Origin of the sequence: Granulicella mallensis MP5ACTX8 (assembly GCF_000178955.2) — a bacterium.
Lineage (GTDB): Bacteria > Acidobacteriota > Terriglobia > Terriglobales > Acidobacteriaceae > Granulicella > Granulicella mallensis.
In genome coordinates, this window is the sequence record NC_016631.1 from 6,022,178 (window position 1) to 6,040,035 (window position 17,858).

A 17,858-nucleotide genomic window follows, 5' to 3' on the forward strand; every position below is an offset into this window, starting at 1 on the left:
GTAAATCATCCTGTGTTGACCATTACTCTTAATATCGCTAGCCTCTTCACGCTCCTCGCGACCCTCCTCTCGATCACCGTCTCGTAGTTCACCCCAGCGATCGCCTGCTCCACTAGCGGGTGATCGCTGTGCTCTTTAAGGGCAGTTTTTTACGGTCTTCGCTCCCGTCAGCAGCGAACAAACAGACGGCCAACCTTCCTCATCGGACACGTTTCGTTAAGGGCACGCAGAAATACAGCTTCCGATATTCAGAACGGGAGAGAATCACCCGCGTCGTTACGCGCCCGCATGCAAAACAAGACACCCAGCGATTGCTCGCTGGGTGTCTTGGGGTTGAGGTTGAATTAGAACTGATACTTGAGCGCAAACTGGATCTGCCGAGGAACGTAGTTGGCCGAAGCACTTGTGATCTGGCCGAACGAACTCGACTGGATACTGTAGTGATTGCCTGGTTGAGTGATGTTCCCATTCCCGTCGCTCGTCTGACCGCTGCCCGCATAGTTCGGTACAGTGAGGGTATTCGGTGTGACGCTCAGGGTATTGTTTGGATTGGCGAAGTTCGTTGTGTTCACGATGTTGAAGGCTTCTACACGGAACTCAAGGCTGGATGTTTTATAGACAGGGAAGGTCTTGAAGATCGAAAAGTCAACCTGACGGAAGTGCGGTCCGTACAGTGAGTTCCTGCCTTCAGATCCCAAGGTCCCCGAAGTTTGCGGTTGGAATGCGCTCGTGTCAAAGAACTCGTTTAGATCGAACCCACTTTTATTGGCTTTGCCATTTTGGTTGGGACGCGAATTCCCTGTGGAACCGAAGGTTGTGCTAACGACGCCGTTATTCTGCAGCACAGTAAAGGGGAGACCGCTTGACCAGCGCAGCAGGGTATTGGCCTGCCAGCCTTTGCCTGCCAGGCCTGCAAGGCCTTTCAGGTTCTTGCCAAACGGCAGTTCGTAATTCGCAGTGAAGTTCAGGCGGTTGCGGAGATCAAGATCGCTGTTGCCGTACTCGATCGTGCTGAGTTTGCCGGGAACAGCTCCATAACCATCGTTGACCTCATTGCTATACCCCAGAACATTGTCAAGACTGTGCGCCCAAGTATAGTTGGCTCCGATCGTCAGGCCCGCCGCAGCACGTCGGGTCAACGAGATCTGAAGGGCCTGATAGTTGGAAGCGCCTGTACTTGTGAACTGGGAGACCTGTGTTGCATTCGGCAAAGTAGCTTGATAGGGACGCAAAGAGTTAAAGGCGGCTGCAGTCGTTGTTCCCTGCTGGCGAGCCAGTGCCTCCAGCGCAGTGTTGGAGATCAGAGCAGGTACGTTCTGATCATTGGTGATCTGCGCCAGATGCCGGCCAAGTTCGCCGACATACGTAATCTCCAGCACATTGACGCCAAAGCTGCGTTCCACGCCCAGGTTGAATTGTTCCAGATAAGACGTACGGAACCCGGCATTGAGAACACCATTGACACTTCCCGAGGGGTCCGTGGCGCTGGAGGCTGTGGGTGCGGGCAGGCCTTGCGCGAACCGAGTCGGCGCAACACCGGTTGCAGGGTTTACCGGGCAGCTACCGTTATTGCATTGATAGTCAGAGACGAAGGGCTGGGATTTTTCCGAGCCATTCGAGGTGTAGTTGCCCTGGAAGTAGGACATACCATAACCGCCGCGAAGTACCAGGTTCGGCCTTGGCGTGTAAGCGAAACCAAACCGGGGACCAAAGTTGCTGTAGGTCGGGTTCAGTCCAGCATACTTATTGACACCATTCTGACCGGCAACCAGCAGAACGCCCTTCACAGGATCGAAGTTGGTCAGCGCGTTATTGATTTCTGTAAAGGGAGTCAGCACCTCATAACGCAGACCAATATTAAGCGTCAGATTCGATGCGGCACGGAAGTCGTCCTGAATAAAGACGTCCGGCTCCCATTCCCGATAGTGCGGCGTAACAAGGTCGTTGGAACGCTGCACATTGGCGAAGTTGCCTTGGAGCAGTGCTGCAAGTCCGGTGGCATCCTGGTTAAGAGCATTGAAGGTGTAGTCTCCGATGCCGTAGTTGTTTTGCAGATTCTCGGCCTGGCGCCGGATCAACGCGGCACCGACCTTGATGCTGTGTTTGCCGTGATTGATCGTGAGCGAGCCGTTCTCCTGGAAGGTATTGTCGATATCTTTGATGGGGATAAAGGCACCATCGCCGATGTCGCCGTAACCGGCTGTTGACGCCGGCGTGAGACCAGACGTGGTGGCATCGCCGAGATTAATTCCGGGCAAGCCCAGAGCGTCGTCTACATTGACACCATAGTTGAGGGGCAAGGATTGATTGTTGACGCGCGTGAATCCAAAGCCGAGTTGGAGGAGCAGGTTCGGACTGATGGTGCGCACGAAATTAATCTGCGCATTTTGCGCCTTGTCGACTGCCTGGCCATAGTAGTTGAAGATCGCACCGCCTGGAGCGATGTTCAGTCCGGCTAAGCTGGTGATGGGGAAGAGACCTGGAAAGTTCGACGGAACATTGTTGTAGGTGTAGCGGCCGTAGATCAGATCCTTTTGATCGATCTGCCAGTCCACACGTCCATCGTACGTATCCGAGTTGCGCGTTGTTACCGGAGAGGCCGTAAAGCCTTGCGTGTTTGGATTGCTTGGATTGGCAGGAGTGTTCGCCAGCGGGTAGAGCAGAGCGTAGTTCAACCCGACCGGATCGATCGGGCCACCGTCGGCAAGCAGTGAACTGATTGCCGCCATGTTCCCGCTATGGAGAGTTTCATATTGCGATGGAAGCAAGGTTTGGAATGTCTGCGGGTTCTGACCCAAAACCTGACGCAAGCCTTCGTAGTCGCCGAAGAAAAAGAGCTTGTTCTTCACGATGGGTCCGCCTAACGAACCACCGAACTGATTCTGGCGTAGCTCAGGTTTTGGAAGAGGTTGACCATTCGGCTGTGTCGCGCCGAACTCATACGGCGTTGCATTCAATGCGTCATTTTCGAAGAACTCATACACCGAACCGTGGAAGGCATTGGTGCCGGATTTGGTGACGATATTAATGACCGCACCACCGGTACGCCCTACCTCTGCCGAGTAGTTGTTCGTCTGGACGTTGATTTCTTTGATGGCCTCAATGGAAGGCCGAACGCCAATACCGCCGATGATGCGTTCGTTGTTATCGAGACCGTCAACGAGTTCATCATTCAGAATCTCCGATTGGCCATTCGCTACTACCGCCGAGGTTTGGCGACGGTCATCCGGACGCGCGCCGCTCGTCAGTCCATTGCCTGGACCTTCATTCGCGCCGGGCGTGATCTGCACGAGGTTGATGTAGTTGCGTCCGCTGATGGGGAGATCCTGCACAGACTGATCCGTGACCGTGTGCGAGATGCTGGAGGTGTCTGTCTGTAGTGCCGGAGTCTGTGCGTCCACTGTGATGGTGGTGGCTTCCGATCCGACTGAAAGCTTCGCATCTTCGCGGGCGCGATCCCCAGCATTCAAGGCGATGGCGGGGATCATAAAGGTCTGAAAGCCCGTTTCCTTGATTTGTACCGAATAGCTGCCCGGGCCAAGCTGTGTAAAGGTGTAATCGCCCGAGTCACCTGACTGAGTGGTTCTTACTTCTTTTGTCCCTAAGTTAGTGAGTGTCACAGTAGCCTTAGGCACGCTTGCGCCGGTGGTGTCGGTCACTGTTCCAGTAATGTCGCCTGTGGTGCTCTGTGCTGATAGGAAGGATGTTGCGGTGATGGCGAAGCATGCGCTCAATAAAATAGCTTGTACTTTTGAACGAATGCTTAAATACTTGGCCCCTGAAAACAATTGCATGATACTGTGCTTCATTCATTTCCTCGTGCAGTGCGGATATAGCGCTCGAACAGCTCTGCTGCCTGCGGTGAGAAGCTTAAGCTGTTCGCTATACGACTGGCAAGACGCGCAGTACCCGATTCGGCAATGGTCTGCGGGGTCGATACGAGGTAGGATGCGGGGCGATGGACGCCACCCTTAGACGCAGTTCTTATCGCAAAGTATGACTGCTCGGCTTTAATTTTTATATCGATTAACCTGCGTTAGAGGTATCCAACTGCGAAGCCTCTACTGCATCCTTTCCGAATCGGAAAGGATGCAGTAGAGGATGCAGGACGCTTGGCCATCGCTCAAAAGGTTGAGCATGAAGAAGTTGCGTCTTATAGGAGTGTGCGTAAAAACTTATATGCCAGCGCTGCGTTAGTCTCGTTCAACCGTTTCAACGTGGGGTTCGTTAAGGGCACGGCTTCAGGGCCTGCCCTTAACCAAATAAATCTGGAGTGCGCCATCAAGGCCACCGCTTCAAAGTATGAAAAAAGTGAGAATTTAAACGTTTGTTTTGAAGGGGGCGGGACTTCAGCCCCCGCCGTTAGAAGTCGCAAGAGGCCGTGACTTTAGTTACGGAGGGAATGCGCCTGGACAAGCTCAGAGGCTTCTAAAGGGCCAAAATATTCCAATGGACAGAGTCACTGCCCAATAGACATCGTCCCCTCCGCGGCTGAAGCCGCTTTTGTCTTACCCCTTACGGCGGGGCTGAAGCCCCGCCCCTTCAAAGCCAAAGCACAACGAATTTTGAAATAAAGCTTGGTGCCACACTCGAACGCGCAGATACACAGCTATCCGCTCTTCGAGCTACGCGCACCCATGCAGGGGAATCACATCCACCAGGTCCAGCAGCGTCAGGATGCCGATAATGATCGCGATCCGCTTCGCGCGAACGAAGTCGGGATCGTCCGTCTTGATCGAGCCGAACCTGATCCACCAGCGAATCGCCATCGCAGGGATCGCGACCCTGAGAAACAAAAGTCCTCCCACACCGGCCAACCCCAGGAAGGGAACGATCTGGAGAAAGAAGAACGGCACCAGCATCCAGGCCATGATCTTCAGGACGCTGGCATCGCTGCACGCCGCGCTGATCCTGCTGGTAGCGGCAGCAGACACCTCCGCAGCCGCAGGGTCGATGAGTGCAGAGCAATACGGACATTGCCGTACCGAGGTGTTGATGGTCTCCCTGCAGTTCGGGCACGGAAGTACATGAACTGCGGAGGAAAGATTCAGGCTTCCCATGCTGGTGTCCTTGTCGATGCGGGCTTAGGTTGGCACGGTGGCGGGATATTGCTCGTTAGAAGAATACTGTGGCAAGTAACGATCTCGGGTGTGCCACACGTTCACCGCCGATGATGTTCGAGATTCACTCCTAAATGTCTTGGGCATCCATAGTATCTATAAGTGTTAGTGTTTAACAAGCACCTACAGATAGCGTGCTGCGGGGTATGCTATGACATCAGAACTGGCAAGATTGATCGAAGCGGCAAAGAATCGTCCGTTTCCTGAAGAGGAACGGCAAGCGCAACGACGCAGCTTCGCTTATGGCAATGCAAAGATTGAAAACGATCGCGTAACGTGGGAAATGATCGTTGAAGCTGATGAGCAGATCATGGCACAGGGAGCCACTGCCAAGTAAATGGCGGACGAGACGCGGCATAGTCGCGCGTTAGATGCGGAGATCATCACCGATTCCGATCAACTTGCACGCAAAGAAGCATTCAACACAATTGAGCAGTTTCGGGCCGTTGCGGACATGGTAGAAACCTTTCTGCAACCTGAGCGGACCTTCAAACTGCGTCCGTCGCATTTCCTTCATCTTCATCGTGCGGCTCTCAATGGGATATCTGCTTACGCTGGCAATTGGCGACCATCTGGAATCGAGATTGGAAAGAGCAAGCACAAGCCACCAGGAGCTTTTGAAGTTCCAGAACGTATCGAGGAACTGTGCGATTACGTCAACGATAAGTGGATAGAGAAGAGCCCAATCCATCTCGCTGCATATGTAATGTGGCGCTTGAACTGGATTCATCCATTTACAGACGGGAATGGCCGGACATCTCGTGCAATTTCGTATTTAGTGCTTTGTGTCAGGCTAAAGGCGCTGCTTCCCGGTAAGCTTACTATTCCTGAGCAGATTGAGCAGGACAGGACGCCCTATTACAAGGCGCTTGAGGCTGCTGATAATGCGTGGGAGAGAGGCAAGATCGACTTGACGGCAATGAAGCAGTTGCTCGCTGCCATGCTCGCCAAACAGCTTCATGCGGTTTATGAAGAATCTGAGACGGGCGGCGAGTAAATTCTCTCAATAAGAGAAATCTACTGCACGATGAAGTAAGTCTTCAAAGACACTATGCGCAAACACAACAGCTGCAGCAAAAGTCAATCGGTCAGCATCTTCCAATGCTTTTGGCTCGCAATGGGTTATACCCAGGCTCATGCATCTAGGGTTGAAGAGGTTGCCGAAGATTCGTGGCGCGCTCATGCGTATTACCCCAGCAGCTAAAGTCGCATCGCGCGGCTAGCCTTTACGGCACCCTATGGAAACCCGAGGCTTGAGCCATGGTAGATACCGCGGCTAGGCAAGCTGTGTGACCACCTCAAACACTCGTTCGCCTCTGGGGACGATGACGACGGCGTCCTGATGAGGTCCACCGAATTGCGCTGGTTTGCCGTTGACCGTCGCGCTGACCAGCTTGCGACCGTCTCCGGCGCGGAAGGTGACGTGGAGCTCTTTGGGAAGGTCGCCCTTTGCCGGCAGGGTGATGCTGGCTGCCAACGTGTTGGAGCTGCGGGTTTCGAGGTGGTAGTCGACGCGTCCCCAGCGGGTCGGTGCGCCTGAGATGGCGATGGGCTTGCCTGTGGCTACCCACTCTCGCGGCAGGGCGCGGCCGAAGTGAAGACGGTCTTCATCGGAGTCCTCGAAGACCAGCATCCAGCGGATCAGGAGGGGAATCGTCTGCTGGGCGGGGATGCAGAAGAGTGCGCCGCCGCCGGTGATTCCGGAGACCTCGCCGGCGGTCCAACTGCCGCGTGAGTGGTCGTGGTAGCGGTGCGAGTAGAGGAAGAGGATGTACTCCTCGATGCGGTTGAGGTGGAGCAACGCTGCCGCGTAGCCGTAGGAGACGAATCCCAGGATGGCGCGGTCGTGGGGATTCGCACGGCCTACGTTGGCCACGACCCCGGCAGTGGTGGCACCGTAGGCACGCATGCAATCGATGACGATGTTGGCCTGGGCGGCGGGAAGCACGTCAGGCTGGAGGAGTTCGGCGTAGCAGCGGTGCGTCCAGCCCTGTTCGCTGGGGTGCTCCTGTTCGATCGACTCGCGGAAGGTGAGCTTCACACCGGGCATGGGGCCGATGTAGGCGGGCTTCATGTCATGCCGGATGTTGGCCTCGATGCTCTTCGTCAGTGCTGCCTGAAGCTGCTCGCTGCGACGTGTCCAATCGGTGGCGAGAGCCTCGCCGCCGGGGAACTTCAGCTTGCGCCATGTGCCTGCGATGTCGCGCCAGCCGCGGACGGTGAAGGCGCTGTTCGAGAAGTAGGGCTTGTCCCAGATCGAGGGGTCCGGCATGAGGCAGGAGTCGGACTCGCACCATCCGTGAAGCAGACCGTAGCCCGGGTCGGTGGGGCTGAGTTTGAGTGACTCGTCCTGCAGTTCGGCGAGGAGCGTGGCAGTCGCTTCGATCTTTTCGCGGTGCTTGATGAGAAGCGTCTTGTCGCCGGTGAGCTGGTAGTAGCGCGCGATGAGGAAGAGCGTGAGGCCGAACTGTGCGGTCTCGGCTCCGCGCATGTTGATCATGCCCTTGCTGTCGGTGAAGTCGGAGAAGTAGTTGTCGAAGATATCGTGCGCGAGATCGAAGCGGCCGCACTCGAGGTTGGCGTAGAGGGCCATCGTGAAGATGTCCTGAAAGCCGTCGTACTCCGGGCCGTAGTAGTCGCGATCGACCGCGCCGTACTTGGGATAGACGCCGCCGGGACGCACCATCTGCTCCTTGACGAAGGCGTAGCGGACCATGTCCGTCCAGCTCTTGTCGGGGAGGCTGAGGGGCACCAGGTCGTGGGTCTGGCGCTCCCAGTATTCGGCGAACTCGAGCAGGCCGAGATAGAACTCTTCGGGCTTCGGGTCCTGGCGACGGCGCGTGTAGGCGGGATAGCTGTAGCCGAACTCCACCTTGGCGATCTTGCCGTTTTGAATGTGCGACGTGCGGTGCCAGGTCTGCACGATGAAACGGTCCTTGGCGAGGACATCGCCGAAGACGACGATCTCGTAGTAGGAGCCGTTGTCGCCGGGGAGAACCTTGCGCACGGCCGGCATCCATCCGCCCACGAGCCCTTCGTGGCGCTGGTTGGAGCGCTCCTGCGTGAGCTCTTTGAAGTACTGGATGGGATGATAGGTGCGCGTGCTGCCGCTGGGATAGACGGGCATCGTGTCGCTGCACTCGCGCGTGCCGACGAAGGTGTTCCAGCTGGGACGGTAGTTCGGGTTGTTGCCCTCATGGTGAGCGGAGTTCATGGGTGGGGCGGCCTTGTGCACCTCTTCTTCCCTGGGGTCTCCGTGGGCAAGAAGCTTGTCCGCGAGGAGGTCCGCGCCGGCCATGCCGATGTCCTTGATGTCGAGCCCGAGATGCTGTGGGCCGTCGTCGGCGAAGGTGGCCTCTGCGGTCTTGGGCAAAACACGGGCCGTACCTGCGGATGAGACGAAGGTGAGGACACCGTCGCGCACGCTGAGGTCTTCGTAGACCGTCCAGGTCTCGCCCTTACGGGTGAAGCTCGCGAGTTTGGTGTGGCCTTCTACAGAAGCAGCGGAGGCAGGAACAGAGCCTGTCCGCGAGGGGTGGAGTGCCTGTCCGGCACCCTGCGCGCTGAGCGTGTGGAGGACTGCCGTGCTGGCGGCCATGCTCTTGATGAAGTCGCGTCTATCCATGGTTCGGAATCCTTTCGCCTTGCGTTACGGATGCGTGGGATGGTCGCCGTAGAACTTCCAGGAGGTCTGGAAGTCCGCCGTCAGCTTGACGTTTTCGAGATCGGCGCGCAGCATCTCGATGGGCATCGCTCCCTCGTGGAGGATGGCGTCGTGGAACTGGCGGTCGGTCATCTTGTGCGAATCGACAAGCTCGTGGTGCATCGCGCGGAACTGCAGCGCGCCCATCAGGTACGAGCACTGGTAGAGAGGCCCGACCGAGCCGTCGAACGAGCGGCGGACCTCGGCGAGGGCGTTCTCGGAGTCGAAGCCCACGTTGTCGATGAGGAACTTCACGCACTGCTGCGGCGTCCACTTGCCGAGGTGGAAGTTCATCGTGAAGAGCACGCGGGCAGAGCGGTGCATCCGCCAGACGAGCGCTCCGACGCGCTCCTCAGGAGTGCTCTCAAAGCCCTTCTCGTAGAACAGCATCTCCCACCAGAGCGCGTTGCCCTCGCCCCAGAACGGCGTGGAGAACGGGCGGCGATAGGTGCGGTAACGGGCGTTCATGTAGAACTGCAGGAAGTGCCCGGGGATCATCTCGTGGAACGCCGTGGCGTGCGCGAAGGGAATGTTGTTGCCGCGCATGCTCATCTCGCGCTGCTCGTAGGTCATGGTGTCGGTGGGGTAGGAGACGCTGATCTCGTTGCCGCCGGTGAAGAACGGATTTACGAGCTGCCGCTGGGGCGTCATCATGATCATCGTCCAGGTCTCGTCGGCGAGGGGCGGGACGGTGACGAGATCGTTCTTCTTCACGAAGTCGCTGCCCTCCACGACGAGCTTGCGGATGAGCTCCGGCTGCTCGCCGGGCGGGACATGCATCTGCTTGACCTTCTCGACCGCGGCCTGCCAGTTGTCGCCATAGCCCATCTCGTGCGACGCCTTGAGCATCTCCTTCATGCACCAGTCGTACTCGGTCTGTGCGATGGAGATGAGCTCTTCGGGGGTGTACGGAATCATGTCGTCGGAGAGCTGGTTGAGCAGGGCGTCACGTCCGACCGGATCGCCGATGATGGTGGTCTTATCATCAGCCGCGATGCCGATGAGCTTTTCTTTCAGGAAGCCGCTGTAGGCTGTCAGCTCCTTGTCCGCGTCTTTGTAGGGCACGTCGACCCACCAGCTGAAGGTCGGATCGTAACCGTTGTACTGGCCGAACCAGTCGTGCAGGGCCTCGCTGAGTTCGTGCGTCGCGATGACGGCGCGGTTCGCGACCACAGGATCGATCTTGGCGTGTCCCTCGGTTTTGGGATCGAACTGCTTGCGGGCCGCGTCGATCTGTTTCACCATCTCGGCAAGCAGCGCGGCATCTTTCTCGGCGTCAGGCCGCTGCATCAGCCGCTTCTTATCGAGTAGCTCTTCGATGCCCGCGGCAAAGGGCAGCAGCGGCTGCATCTCTTCGATCTGGTGCTTCTGAATTGCCAACTGATGAAGGTTCGCGGTGAGGCAGTTCTTCAGGAGAAGGTAGTCGACGCGGTCTTCCTGCGAGAGAGCGTTGAAGTCGACGGCGCTGAGAGTGACGAGCTCGTCCTGATAGAACCTGGTGAAACGCGCCATGTGGCTCGGCGAGATCGAGAGCGGATACGCCCGATTGAGGGACATGCGGTCCGCGCTGAACTGCTCGATCAGCGACGGCATACGAGCGTTCGAGTCGGTGGATGGGGCCGCCGGGGCAGCGTGGACAAGCGCGCCGGACAGAGCGGCTGAGACGAAGAAAACCCAAAGCACCCGTGGACAAATCCGCATCGTTCAAGCCTTGTTGGAGCTGGAATAGCAGCGAAAGAGGGTTCAGGGAGTCCCTGCGCCTCTCCTTGCCGGTAGGAAAAGTTATACCGAAAGAATTTTCAGTTGTATACAAATTAGTATTTGTTTACTCTCGCGACTAAGGGTTGTTCGCGAACGCCAGGTTTATACAAAGCACGGAAGATGAGGGTCTTCTCCATGAAAAAGCACTCGCGCAGGTCGGTCGTGGCAGGGTTGGGCGCTGTATCCGCAGGAGTGCTGCTGCGGCAGCGGTTTGCTTACGCTGAGTTGCTTGCGCCCTCCGCCGTTGCAACAGGCTCCGTCGGGATGGACGTGACGATCACGGCCGTTACGGATTCCACCTTGAGGATCTCGATTGCGGCAGTCGATGAGACGCTGGACCGCTACTACGAGGACGGCAGCATCGCTCCGCGCGTCTTTGCGAAGCCCATGCTTACGCTCCGCACGGACGCCGCAGGGCAGAGTATTCCGTGGGGCGAGTACACGGTACGCATCGCTACCGGACCGCTGAAGATCGCGGTCGAACATCCGCAGCGCGGCGTCATCCAGGAGCTTGTCTTCCGCCCAGACCTCAACCAGATCGGCTTCGGCTACAACAACGCGCCGGTCTACGGCATGGGCCCCGGCGTTCATCCGATGGATCGCCGCGGCGTGAAGGACATGATGCGCAACGGCGCGGGCGACAACCTGCGGATCTTCGGCGCACGCAATCCAATCCCGTGGGTCATGGGCAAGGGCTGGGGGCTCTACTTCCACGAGCCCGGCGGCCAGTTCGATCTCTCCGGCGACACCGGAATCTTCAAACCCAGCGACGTCGCGCGCGGCCAGGACCTCTACCTCTGCGTCTCTCCGACCCCCGCCGGACTCCTTCGCCAGTACGCGGAGATCACCGGCTTCCCTCACCTCCCGGCCAAGTGGACGCTCGGCTTTCAGCAGTCGCATCGAACCATCGACAGCCGCGAACAGATCCTCGATGAGGCTCGAACGTTTCGCGAGAAGAAGCTACCGTGCGATGCGGTGATCTATCTCGGTACGGGCTTCTGTCCCTCCGGCTGGAACACGGGCCATGGCTCGTTCGTGTTCAACAAGACGGTCTTTCCCGATCCTGAAAAGATCCTCAGCGAGTTCCATGACCTGCACTTCAACGTCGTGCTGCACGTGGTGAACCCTCCGGAAAATCTGCACGGCAAGGTGGACGATGCGGGCTCTGCCGCAGCCGTAGCGGGAGACGCCGCCAACTACTGGCAGCAGCACGTGCCGTTCGTGAAGATGGGCGTCGATGGATGGTGGCCCGACGAGGGCGATGTGCTGCCCGTGCCTTCGCGGCTGGTTCGCAACCGGATGTACTGGGAGGGCGGCCGCCTGAGCGCTCCGGACAAGCGACCGTTCGCGCTGCACCGCAACTGCTATGCGGGAATTCAGCGCTGGGGCTGGCTGTGGTCCGGCGATACGTTCTCTACGTGGAAGACGCTGGAGACGCAGATCATGATGGGTATCAACGCCGGCCTGAGCGGCGTTCCCTATTGGGGTACGGACATTGGCGGCTTTGTGCCGACGAAGGAGTTCACCGCGGAGCTGTTCGTGCGATGGTTCCAGTTCGGAGCCTTCTGTCCCTCGTTCCGCTGCCACGGACGCACCTGGCAGCTGCGCCGTCCCTGGGGCTGGAATACGGGAAGTTACGGCGCGTCAGAGATGGGAGAGAACGCCCAGGCGTTCCTGCCGAAGCCCGAAGACCTGCATAATGCCGCAGTCGAACCTATCTGCCGCAAGTATCTCAACACGCGCTCGCAGCTCATGCCGTATCTCTACTCCGCGACCTGGGAGACGCACAAGACGGGCATCCCGCTCATTCGCAGCCTGGGGCTCTCGTTCCCGGAAGACCAGACCGCCTGGGCGACCGCCGATGCTTATCTCTTCGGGCCAAGCCTGCTGGTGGCTCCGGTGTTCGAGCCGGGAGCGACGGAGCGCAAGGTCTATCTTCCCGCAGGCGGGTGGTACGACTTCTGGACAGCGAAGCCTGTCGATGGCAGCAAGACTATAACCGTGCAGGCTCCGCTTGAGGCGCTGCCTCTCTTCGTTCGCGCTGGAGCCATCGTCCCTACCGGCCCGGTGAAGCAGTATGTTGCCGAACACTCTAACGAGCCGGTTCACCTGACGATCTATCCGGGAGCCGACGGCAGCTTCCAGCTCTATGACGATGACGGCTTGAGCTTCGCCTATGAGAAAGGCACATTCTCCATCGTCGACCTGAAGTGGGACGACGCAAAGCGAACGCTGCACTACAGCGTCGCGCACGGAGGTCTTGCCGCAGCGAAGGAGTTGACCGTTTCGCTTGCAGGCGGTGAGGCGAAGACGATCATGCCTCATCAGGCTCCGCAGACGGTAGTGTTTTAGAACAGTTTCCATATAGATGCTGAGGGTTCTATCCAAATTACCCCTACCTTGTCATCTCGACCGGAGCATGACGGCACTATGTCATGCGTAGTGGAGAGACCTGCAGTTTGCCGACGAGGGCAATATCGCCCGCACAAGCAAACTGCAGGTCTCTCCACTACGGCGGCAAAGAGCGCCGCCTTCGGTCGAGATGACAGTTTTGTAGGAACGTCGAAAATAAATGCGCTACATCTCTAGCCAATTCAGCACATAGGAGCGCGATGAGATTCACTTCAAGAAAATTTGCGTTGAAGTTCCTTGCAGCCATCGCCTTGCTTGTTACCTTCGGCCCCGCAGCTCACGCGGAGACGCTGCAAGACTTCGCCAAAGATTTCTGGACGTGGCGCGCGCAGGAGCAGCCCTTCAGCACCGACGATATCCCCAGGCTCGATCGCCCTGCGAACCTCGTCATCGATTGGTCGCCTCAGGCCGTCACTCGCTACCGCGCCCAACTCCTCCGCTTCGAGGGACGCTTCGCGAAGCTCGCAGATCCCGCAGCGCCCATCACGCAGCAGGTGGACTACCGGCTCATGGGCTCCGCGCTGGCTCGTGTGCACTGGGAGCTGGATATCGACGCGCGTTGGCAGCGCGACCCTAGCTTCTACATCGACCAGACACTCGGCGCGCTGTACCTTCCCCTGCTGCCTCCACCGCCTTTTTCCAGTGCGCGACAGGACGAACTGGTCTCGCGGCTGGCATCGTTTCCGGCGACACTCGATGCGGCCCGCAAGAATCTCACCGACATGCGCAAGCCTTTCGCAGACCTTGCCATCGAACAACTCGCAGACATCGCGCCTCGTCTCCGCACCGTCATCTCGGAGGTAGAGCCGCAGCTCGACGCGGAACATGCCCACGCGCTGGAAGCCTCTCTTGCAGCCTCCACAAAGAGCCTTGAGGACTTTCGCGCCTGGCTCCAGCAGCAGCACATCGCGAAGACAGAGACAGCAATCGGCCGCGAAAACTATCTCTACTTTCTGCGCCAGATCGCGCTTATGCCTTACACACCGGAGCAGATGCTGCTGATGGCGCAACAGGAGCTTCATCGCACCCTCGCGGTCGCCGCCTACGATACAGCCCGCGACGACAAGACGCAGCCGCTGCCGGTCTTCAAATCCACCGAGGAGCAGATGCAGCGGGAACAGTCCGATGAGCTCGCGATCCGTGCCTACCTGCAGTCCCACCACATCCTGACCGTTCCTACCTGGGTCAAACACTATCGCAATCTTCCGCTGCCGGCGTATGTCGCACCGCTTGAAGACCTGTCACCGACCGACGACCTCACCTCGCCACTGCGCCTCGACCAGGACGGCACCAGCTACATCGCCGCCATCCACCCCGGCACCCAAGGCTTCTTCGCTACGTCGCTCGATCCGCGACCCATCATCCTTCATGAGGGTGTGCCGGGCCACTACTTCCAGAAGGTGCTGAGCTTCGCCAATCCGGACCTCATCCGCACGCACTTCTACGATTCAGGACCGAACGAAGGCATCGGCTTCTACTCCGAAGAGATGATGCTGCAGGCCGGCCTCTTCGACCGCGACCCGGGTACCCGCCGCCTGATCTACAACTTCATGAAGCTGCGTGCCCTGCGCGTTGAAGTGGATGTAAAGCTCGCGCTGGGCGAGCTCACGATGGCGCAAGCGATGGAGTACATGACGAAGACCGTTCCTATGAGTTCGCACACAGCGCATGATGAGGTCGCCCTGTTTGCCACGGCCCCTGGACAAGCGATGACCTACCAGATCGGCAAACTGCAGATCATGGGCCTGCTCGCGGATGTAAAGCAAAGACAGGGAGACAGCTTCTCGCTTCAGAGCTTCCACGATTTCGTCTGGCTCAACGGTAATGTACCGCTCTCGCTCCAGCGCTGGGAGCTGCTCCATGACCCCGTGGATGTTCCGGCACTCAAGCTGCACTGATCGATCCCGTTGTTGCCTTTGCTTTTCTGGCTTGTCATTCCGAGCGCAGCGAGCGAATCTGCTTCCCCCCGCTCTTCGCCCCTATCACCCAGAAACACCTGGGCAGATGGAAGCCATAGATTGCATCAGCGCATAACGTTCGTGCTGGCATCGGAGAAAAACGGGAGAAAGCAGATTCGCTCGCTGCGCTCGGAATGACAACCAGAAAAGCAAAAGCAGGAGGCAGCAGAGGCCGTCGAAACAAAGACGCACTCTTCAAACAACAGCTACCGCGCAAACCTTACCACCATCCCTCCCTGCTCTATCCGCTCCCCAACGCCAAACCGGATATCTCACTTTGGATACAATCATGTATACTTCCCAAAAATAACCGGTTCCCGGGAGCCACCATGCGTACGCTGCACCTCCGCCCTCTTACCGCCACAGCCTTCTGCCTCTTCTCCCTCGCCCCCGTCCTCCACGCACAAGGAACCTTAGCGGACTACCAGAGAGCTCATGACCTGCGGTTGAAGTCGCGCGATCTCGTGGTGAACACACCCGGGACGATGGCCTGGATCAACAACACCGACCACTTCTGGTACCCGAAGTCGGTCAAGGGCGGCACCGAGTTCGTCCTGGTCCATGCGGACGCCGGCGAAAAGAAGGCCGCCTTCGACCAGGAGAAGCTGGCCGCCGCGATCTCCAAGGCGGTAGGCAAGCCATACACTGCGCTGAAGCTGCCGTTCGCTCCGAGGCAGGAACGTCCCGGCGCGCGTCCTATGCCGGAAGCACCTGGAAGCACCGCGCCTCTGACCTTCGTCGATGACGAGCACGCGATCCAGTTCGGCACCGAGGGTTCGCTCTACAAGTGCACGCTCTCCGACTACACCTGCACGAAGACAGGCCCCATTCCGCGCCCCGGTCGTGAGGGACGTCCGGCGCCTGAGGACCAGTCGCTGCTCAACCCCGAGGCCAGTCTCGAAGGCCCGGGTGGAGACCCGGTGGATGGACTCGAGTACCATCCACCCGCTCCGCAGGATGATGACGAAGGCCACTTTGAAGCCAGGCAGCCTGCCTGCGCGCCAACGCCGCATCCGCAGGACCGCCCCCAGGGGCGCAGGGAGCGCGCCGGAGTCGGCTCGCAGTTGCTGGGTCAGCTTCCGCCTGAGCCGCCTGAGGTTTGTGCGTCGTTCGACGGCAACTACGAGGCGTTCGTGCAGAACTTCAACGTCTTCATCAAGCCCAAGGGCGATAAGCCTGCCTATCCCATCAGCTTTGACGGCTCTGAGGGCAACTATTACTCGCTGCGTTCCTTCGCCTGGTCGCCGGACTCGAAGAAACTCGTCGCGTATCACACGCGTCCCGGCTACGATCGCGAGGTCACGTATATCGAGTCCTCACCGGTTGACCAGATCCAGCCCAAGCACAGCACGATTCACTACAACAAACCGGGCGATACCCTCGACATCGCCTACCCTGCCCTCTTCGACGTAGCCACCAAACAGCAAACAGACATCGACCCCACGCTCTTCCCCAATCCTTACGACATCAGCGAACCCGTGTGGTGGAAGGACGGTCGCGGCTTCACCTTTGAGTACAACCAGCGCGGCCACCAGGCCTATACCGTCATCGAGGTCGATGGGAAGACCGGCAAGGCGCGGCCACTCATCTCGGAGCAGACCAAGACGTTCTTCTACTACAGCAACCTCGGCCCCGGGCTCTCCGCTGGCAGGAAATACCGGCACGACGTCAACGACGGCAAGGAGATTATCTGGGCGTCGGAGCGCGATGGATGGGAGCACCTCTATCTCTACGACGGCGTGACCGGCAAGTTGAAAAACCAGATCACCAAGGGCGATTGGCTGGTCCGCAATGTGGATTGGGTCGACGATGCCAAGCGGCAGATCTACTTTGAGACCGGCGGCATCGTTCCCGGCCAGGACCCGTACTTCACGCAGCTCTACCGCATCAACTTCGACGGCACCGGTCTCACCAAGTTCACCGATGCCGACGGCATGCATTCGGTCAGCTTCTCGCACGACCACAAGTTCTACATCGACACCTGGCAGCGCATAGACCTCGCTCCGGTTGCGCAACTGCGCCGGACCGAGGACCAGAAGGTCGTTCTCGATCTCGACAAGGGCGACACTTCTGCGCTAGTAGCGGCGGGCTTCAAGTTTCCGGAGGTCTTCGTCGCCAAGGGTCGCGATGGAAAGACCGACATCTGGGGCACCATCACCCGGCCTTTGAACTTCGACCCTTCGAAAAAGTATCCGGTGATCGAAGATATCTACGCCGGTCCGCAGGGCTCGTTCGTGCCAAAGACCTTCACCCCTGTGGCATCGGATCAGGCGCTGGCGGAACTCGGTTTCATCGTCGTCCATATCGACGGTATGGGCACGAGCAATCGTTCGAAGGCCTTCCACGATGTCGCGTACAAGAACCTCGGCGACGCCGGCTTCCCGGACCGCATCCTCTGGCATAAGGCCGTCGCCGCGAAGTATCCGTACTACGACATCTCGCGCGTCGGCATCTTCGGCACCTCGGCCGGCGGCCAGAGTTCGCTGGGCGGAGTTCTCTTCCATCCAGAGTTCTACAAAGTCGTCGTCACCAACAGCGGTTGCCATGACAATCGTATGGACAAGATCTGGTGGAACGAGCAGTGGATGGGCTGGCCCCTCGGGCCGCAGTACGCCGCATCGTCGAACGTCGATAATGCGTACCGCCTGCAGGGCAAGGCGCTGATCGTCATCGGCGAGATGGACACCAACGTCGATCCCGCGTCCTCGCTGCAAGTGGTCAACGCGCTGGTCAAGGCGCACAAGCACTTCGACATGCTCTACATCCCCGGTCAGAACCATGGCGTCGGCATTCTCAGCGATGAGCACTATCGCGATGACTACTTCGTGCACAACCTGCTTGGCGCAGAGCCGCCGGACTGGAACAAGGTCTCGCTGGCTGCCGAACCCACAGAAAATTGAGGTG

9 protein-coding genes are annotated in these 17,858 nt (G+C 58.6%); 5 read left to right on the forward strand and 4 right to left on the reverse strand.

Annotated elements, in window-relative coordinates; genetic code table 11:
* Window positions 1–344 precede the first annotated feature (344 nt).
* Together ACIX8_RS23440 and ACIX8_RS25780 are read right to left on the reverse strand one after the other, a co-directional pair.
* A complete protein-coding gene (locus ACIX8_RS23440) occupies window positions 345–3,734 on the reverse strand; it encodes a TonB-dependent receptor (protein ID WP_190273727.1) in 3,390 nt (1,129 codons plus the stop codon).
* A gap of 891 nt (window positions 3,735–4,625) precedes the next feature.
* A complete protein-coding gene (locus ACIX8_RS25780) occupies window positions 4,626–5,060 on the reverse strand; it encodes a hypothetical protein (RefSeq protein ID WP_014267887.1) in 435 nt (144 codons plus the stop codon).
* 211 nt (window positions 5,061–5,271) lie between these two features.
* Between ACIX8_RS25780 and ACIX8_RS23450 the strand changes: the two genes are divergently transcribed.
* Window positions 5,272–5,457, forward strand: a complete 186-nt coding sequence (locus ACIX8_RS23450) for a hypothetical protein (protein WP_014267888.1) — start codon at window positions 5,272–5,274, stop codon at window positions 5,455–5,457.
* Window positions 5,458–6,117: a Fic family protein gene (locus tag ACIX8_RS23455; protein ID WP_014267889.1), complete on the forward strand. Its 660-nt coding sequence runs from the start codon at window positions 5,458–5,460 to the stop codon at window positions 6,115–6,117.
* A 279-nt stretch (window positions 6,118–6,396) separates the two neighbouring features.
* Here ACIX8_RS23455 and ACIX8_RS23460 read toward each other — a convergent pair whose 3' ends face one another.
* Together ACIX8_RS23460 and ACIX8_RS23465 are read right to left on the reverse strand one after the other, a co-directional pair.
* Window positions 6,397–8,745 carry a hypothetical protein gene (locus tag ACIX8_RS23460; protein ID WP_014267890.1) on the reverse strand — a complete coding sequence of 783 codons (2,349 nt, stop codon included), beginning with the start codon at window positions 8,743–8,745 and terminating at the stop codon, window positions 6,397–6,399.
* A gap of 24 nt (window positions 8,746–8,769) precedes the next feature.
* Window positions 8,770–10,506, reverse strand: coding sequence for a DUF885 family protein (locus ACIX8_RS23465; RefSeq protein WP_223295424.1), 1,737 nt, complete (start codon window positions 10,504–10,506; stop codon window positions 8,770–8,772).
* Between the two features lie 213 nt (window positions 10,507–10,719).
* Between ACIX8_RS23465 and ACIX8_RS23470 the strand changes: the two genes are divergently transcribed.
* The 3 genes from ACIX8_RS23470 to ACIX8_RS23480 all read left to right on the forward strand — a co-directional run bounded on the left by ACIX8_RS23470 (window position 10,720) and on the right by ACIX8_RS23480 (window position 17,854).
* Complete coding sequence (locus ACIX8_RS23470) at window positions 10,720–12,936, forward strand: glycoside hydrolase family 31 protein (RefSeq protein WP_014267892.1); 2,217 nt, start codon at window positions 10,720–10,722, stop codon at window positions 12,934–12,936.
* Window positions 12,937–13,196: 260 nt separating this feature from the next.
* The gene (locus ACIX8_RS23475) at window positions 13,197–14,894 is read left to right on the forward strand and encodes a DUF885 family protein (RefSeq protein ID WP_014267893.1); all 1,698 of its coding nucleotides are present in this window, start codon (window positions 13,197–13,199) and stop codon (window positions 14,892–14,894) included.
* A 389-nt stretch (window positions 14,895–15,283) separates the two neighbouring features.
* Entirely contained in the window at window positions 15,284–17,854 is a 2,571-nt protein-coding gene (locus tag ACIX8_RS23480; protein WP_014267894.1) for a DPP IV N-terminal domain-containing protein, read from the forward strand.
* Window positions 17,855–17,858: the final 4 nt, after the last annotated feature.